General features: G+C 39.7%; 8 protein-coding genes. All 8 read right to left on the bottom strand.

The genetic code is table 11. The annotated features are described in order from the left end of the window. Positions 1 to 126: 126 nt before the first annotated feature. Positions 127 to 321 carry a hypothetical protein gene (locus ACFILN_RS04960; protein WP_375671003.1) on the bottom strand — a complete coding sequence of 65 codons (195 nt, stop codon included), beginning with the start codon at positions 319 to 321 and terminating at the stop codon, positions 127 to 129. Then, positions 309 to 713 carry a hypothetical protein gene (locus ACFILN_RS04955; protein WP_026500686.1) on the bottom strand — a complete coding sequence of 135 codons (405 nt, stop codon included), beginning with the start codon at positions 711 to 713 and terminating at the stop codon, positions 309 to 311. The genes ACFILN_RS04960 and ACFILN_RS04955 overlap by 13 nt, the downstream gene beginning before the upstream one ends. Positions 714 to 889: 176 nt before the next feature. Next, the gene (locus ACFILN_RS04950; RefSeq protein ID WP_375654666.1) at positions 890 to 1,291 is read right to left on the bottom strand and encodes a hypothetical protein; all 402 of its coding nucleotides are present in this window, start codon (positions 1,289 to 1,291) and stop codon (positions 890 to 892) included. 64 nt (positions 1,292 to 1,355) lie between these two features. Further along, positions 1,356 to 1,484, bottom strand: coding sequence for a hypothetical protein (locus ACFILN_RS04945; protein ID WP_375664338.1), 129 nt, complete (start codon positions 1,482 to 1,484; stop codon positions 1,356 to 1,358). Next, positions 1,472 to 1,888, bottom strand: coding sequence for a hypothetical protein (locus tag ACFILN_RS04940; RefSeq protein ID WP_375615423.1), 417 nt, complete (start codon positions 1,886 to 1,888; stop codon positions 1,472 to 1,474). The genes ACFILN_RS04945 and ACFILN_RS04940 overlap by 13 nt, the downstream gene beginning before the upstream one ends. Before the next feature lie 20 nt (positions 1,889 to 1,908). Continuing rightward, positions 1,909 to 2,652, bottom strand: coding sequence for a filamentous hemagglutinin (locus ACFILN_RS04935; protein ID WP_375671004.1), 744 nt, complete (start codon positions 2,650 to 2,652; stop codon positions 1,909 to 1,911). Positions 2,653 to 2,677: 25 nt separating this feature from the next. Then, positions 2,678 to 3,115: a hypothetical protein gene (locus tag ACFILN_RS04930; RefSeq protein ID WP_375671001.1), complete on the bottom strand. Its 438-nt coding sequence runs from the start codon at positions 3,113 to 3,115 to the stop codon at positions 2,678 to 2,680. Then, positions 3,112 to 4,147, bottom strand: a 1,036-nt coding sequence (locus ACFILN_RS04925; protein ID WP_375671000.1) for a filamentous hemagglutinin, incomplete at its 5' end; no start/stop codon positions are given. The genes ACFILN_RS04930 and ACFILN_RS04925, both read right to left, overlap by 4 nt.

Here is a 4,147-nt window from a genome sequence, read left to right as displayed (position 1 = left end):
GGTCCGGTACTCCACATTCTAAAAGTATTTTATTTCTCCATAATGCTGGAGAAAGTGAGGGAATTGAGTTAACACATCCAGCGATACTTAACAAAGCCATGCAACTCAATATTTTTAAGATTTTCTTCATTTTTCCCCTCTTTCAATGGATTTATTTACAATAAAAAAGCTCATAAGCTTGTTTATATTTTCTGTCACCGCTTCATTAAAACAACGGTGAACAATATTGAGATGATGGATTGAGAAAACAATCGCGCCATTCCAAGTGAAGGCAAGGATGGCAGATTGTTGATCATCACTAGCAGTGCTTAAGGTTGGCATTCTGGTTTATTTTTATATTTTTGGCAATAAGCGCTATTTAAACGCTTCTTGACACTTCGTTTTGGAATGACAGCACCTGGCACACAAATCGGAAGATCTTCGGCATTATAATTTCTACACCGATCTCTCCACTTCCCTCCTAATTTACTATGAAAACCTGCTTGGGTTAGACATGCATAAATAGATGTATTCGCATTTATACTTAACTCTCTATAATCCATCATATAATCATCATGAGGATTCAGCATTCCACATTCTAATAGTGCTTTTTTAATCTCAATCTTATCTTCTCCTAGCTTCTCTAATACATCCACAGCCTGGTAAGGACCTGGAAAACATCCAGCTATAATAAGCAAAGCCAATCCACTCAATAACTTTAAAGTTGCTTTCATTGTTTCTCTCCTTCAATGATTTTTTATGATAAGATTGCTTATAAGCTTGTCGATGTTTTATATTCCTCTGTCCATATCAATTTGAAACATGTTGAGTGCCGATACAATTGGCCCACACACTTATGCAAAAGATAAAAAAACTAAAGATTACTCTTAATCATACCATCATCAAAAAACTACGGTAGACATTCAGGCTTGTTTCTATTTCTTTTACAATGGGGGCTGTTCAGGCGTTTCTTAACACTTCTTTGAGGAATGACAGCACCTGAATGACAAATCGGAAAACGAGCATCAAAAAACTCACACGAACTCAAATATCCGGATTTATATCTAAAACCTGCTTGAACCATGCAAGCTTCAATTAATGCGTTCGCATTTCCGTCTAACTTTCTGTTGTATTCATCACGATTATAAGGTGTTGGCATGCCACATTCTAATAGCGCTTTCCCTATATCAATTGTATTTGCACCAGGCTTATCCCATAATTCCCAAGCTGATAAGGGAACCTCAGCTTTATACTCACATCCAGCTATACTTAACAGAGCTATGCCGCTCAATAATTGCGAGACTTTCTTCATTTTTCCCCTCTTTCAATGGATTTATTTACTATAAAACAGCTCGGAAGCTTGTTGATATTTCCTGTCACCGCTGCTTAAAACAACGGTGAACAATATTGAGATGATGGGTTGAGAAAACAATCCCGCCGTTCCAAGCGAAGGCAAGGATGGCGGATTGTTGATCATCACAAACAGCAAGACTTAAGGTTGGCATTTGCGACTATTTTTATATTTTTTACAAAACGGGCTGTTTAAGCGCTTCTTGACACTGCGCTGTGGAACAACAGCGCCTGGACGACAAATGGGAAGGTTTTCGGCTCTAAAAGTATAACATGGCCCTCCCGCTCTTGCTACCTCTTCATCTTTATAGCGAAACCCTGATTGAAGCATGCAAGCATAAATTGTTGCTTTTGCATTAATGCTCTGCTTTCTGTTTTCTGGATCGACATCATAAGGCGTTGGCATGCCACATTCTAACAAGGCTTTTCCTACCTCAGTAAAATTAGTAACACCATTTTTCTCCCACGCGCTCAAATACCCTCCAGGAGTTTTATTAAACTGACATCCTGCAATACCTAATAAAGTTACAGCACCTAATAGCTTTAGAGTTTGTTTCATTTTTTCCTCCATGATCTAATTCAAGGTTTTTGTTCACGATGAGATGTGCCATAGCGCCATGTACACTTATCACTCGCATCTCCAAGACAGGTATGGGAGCTTATGGGATTTGTAGCCACTCTCCACCATTCTTTCCACATGTTACTACCAGCAGGTATTGTCTCGTAGGTATAGCCATTGCCGCCAATAATTCTGCTTACAAAGTCATATCTATTCCCATCAAAACCAATAGTGGTTTGTTTGCCACCACTCACATAACCTAACAAACCGGATGCCGCCAAAACATTAGCCGCTGGTCCATAGAAACTGATCGTTGTATTGCCAGCTACATCATTTACACCTTCTTGTTTGAAAGAATTCAGCATATTCCCCAATGTCATTGTCCCGCGACTATGTCCATAAAGTTCTAATCCTGTAAGACCATAGCTATACATCAAATCTTTTGCTTCTTGTGTTGAATTGGTCAAACCCCAAAAGTTATTTTCCATAAACTTCTGATAACCCGCGACCAGAAGTTCTGAAATAGCAGAATCGGCTTGAGGGAACACAACAAAATAAAGCGGTACATTTTTATTCTCCGCATGTTGCTCTGCATAAACAGCCGCCTCATAGGGTGTTGTAAGAATACCATTGAGGAAAAAATGAACCTTGCCATCAGAACCTTTTTGTAAATTCTGTTGTTCTTCATCCGTTAAATAATGTGCGTGAGGAAACAATCCCGCCATTCCAAGCAAATGCAAGGATGGCGGATTGTTGATTATCACAAACAGCAAGACTTAAGGCTCGCATTCAGGTTGTTCTGGATGCTTTGTACAAAAAGGGCTGTTCAAGCGCTTCTTGACACTGCGCTGTGGTATGANTACAAAAAGGGCTGTTCAAGCGCTTCTTGACACTGCGCTGTGGTATGACAGCACCTGGACGACAAATCGGCAAGTTTTTCTCTTTAAAAGTATAACACCAGTTACCTCTCCCTTTATAGTGGAATCCTGCTTGGAGCATGCAGGCATAAGTTGTTGCTTTAGCATTAATGCTCTGCTGTTGGTTTTCTGGAAAAACATCATAAGGGGTTGGCATACCACATTCTAACAATGCTTTTCCTACCTCAGTAAAATCAGTAACACTATTTTTCTCCCACATACTTAGATACCCTGGAGGAGGCTTATCGATGTTACATCCAGCTACACTAACCAAAACTATTCCGCTTAATAATTTCAAGATTTGTTTCATTTTTTCCTCCCTGAATATTTTGAATAAATTGGCGTACGATTAGGTAATCCATAAAGCGATGTGCACTCATCACCGGCATGACCATAACAAGCATGAACACTGGGGTAGCCCTTAAATATTTGCCCTGCTTCTTTCCAGGGACCACTTCCAGGAGGTATTTGCTCAAAAGTGTAAGGATTTTTGCCAATCTTTGTACCAACAAAGTCATTTTTATGATTTTCCAAGTTTACATAATCCTGCTTTCCATCACTTAAGATATATAACGTATCTGCCATGTTTTGAGTATTATAAGCTGGTCCAAAGAAATTAATCGTTGTTTTCTTTGCTATACCATGAACACCATGCTTTTCTAAATCATGCGATCCATTGCCCGCTGTCATACTGCCGCGGCTATGCGCATCAGTATGCAATCCTATATTGCCAAGGCTATACAACAGATTCTGGTACTTCTTCGTCGAATTGGTCAAAATACCCAACTTACCTTCTAGAGCATACTGATACCCTGCAATGAACAAATCTACCAAGAACGAATCGCTATGAGGGAACATCAGAAAATAGTGCGGATCATTCTTGTTATCAGCCAACTGAACCGCATTATGGGCTGCATCATCTGGTGTTGTAAAAATACCATTGAGGAAAACATGAACCTTGCCATCAGAACCTTTTTGTAAATTCTGTTGTTCTTCATCCGTTAAATAATGATATTGCGGCTGCGGGTTTCCATGACTGTCTTTTATATATTTCCCATTTTCATCTTTTGCATAGATCACATTGCCATTTTCATCGTGATCCACAGTAGCCAGATAATGCTCTTTGATAAACATGTTTACAAAGCTCTGTTCAAAGATATTAGATCCTTCATCCGATAAATCATTGATCATATCTACGCGATTATGTACTATCCCCTCAAGCGATGCGACATCTAGCTGTTCTACTGCTTGGTGGGCTGTAGCGGTGTTGCGGTTGAGAGAGCCAATGATTTGTCCAGCATCTTGCCCCATCGCCCTCTGTCCAGTTGTATCAGTAAGGATG

The organism is Bartonella sp. CL434QHHD, assembly GCF_042195145.1.
Taxonomy (GTDB): domain Bacteria; phylum Pseudomonadota; class Alphaproteobacteria; order Rhizobiales; family Rhizobiaceae; genus Bartonella.
This window is presented reverse-complemented; position numbering and strand designations above follow the sequence as displayed.